Source organism: Mesorhizobium sp. M2A.F.Ca.ET.067.02.1.1 (genome assembly GCF_004023285.1).
Lineage (GTDB): Bacteria > Pseudomonadota > Alphaproteobacteria > Rhizobiales > Rhizobiaceae > Mesorhizobium.
Genome location: NZ_RZSB01001275.1, coordinates 1 through 839, shown reverse-complemented (window position 1 = coordinate 839; position 839 = coordinate 1). Strand labels below are relative to the sequence as shown.

Annotated in this window: 1 pseudogene; it reads right to left on the bottom strand. The window is 65.6% G+C overall.

What is annotated here, in order from left to right:
• Positions 1–94: 94 nt before the first annotated feature.
• Positions 95–839: pseudogene (locus tag EOA28_RS37280) on the bottom strand (FAD-dependent monooxygenase); the annotation flags it as partial.

The window sequence follows — 839 nt, the reverse complement described above, 5'->3', positions numbered from 1 at the left end:
GGTTTAAGCGGGCATCGCCAGGGACGCGACTTACGGATTCGTAAGCTCACTCACGTTGACGTTCCCAGACGCGCCCGGCGGCGCAGCGCCCCTCTCACGCCGCGCGCGTCTCGGCCGGTTTTCCCGCTTCGCGGACACGTCGGCTGAAGACCATCAACTGCCGCGCGGTGTTGTTGCGCAGGCGGCGCAGGCGCCATTCCAGTCCCGTCTCGGTGGTGATGCGCTTGGCATAGATGCTGGCCCGCAAAGCCCTGGTGTCGGCCGCGACCTTGATCGGATCGTCATAGAAGGCGCAGATCTTGTCGGCCGCCATGCCGGGCGTTTCGAGCCAGGCGGGGATATGCGTGGAGCTGAGGCAATCGACATCGGTAAGCACGCGGTGGATGCCGTCGCCTTGCGCAGGGCAGGTCGTGGCGAACGCATCGCCGATGAAGACCACGCCGTCGCGGCGATGGCCCTGTGTCGTCGTCAGGCTGACCTGCCGCACCTCGACCTCGCTGGCGACGGCGAAGTTGCCGCATCGCTGGGCAATCTCCGGCATCAGATCCAGAAGCATCTTTTGCGGGTTCTCGCGGAACGCCCGCACCCACGGGTCGGCCACGGTCCGATAGACGAACATGTTCGCCCGCAGCCGCTCGCCGATCCGGAAGATGGTAAGAAAGGCAATGCGATCGGCAACCCGCCTTGCGTAGAAGGTGAGGGACTGCAGGCCGAATTCCTGCGGCGTGATCGCGAGATCGAACCCCATCGACAGCGAATGCGCCTTCGATTCCTCGATGCGCTCGACGCCGATGGCGCGCCGCACCGCCTCGCTATAGCCGGTGGCCACCACCAGAAGC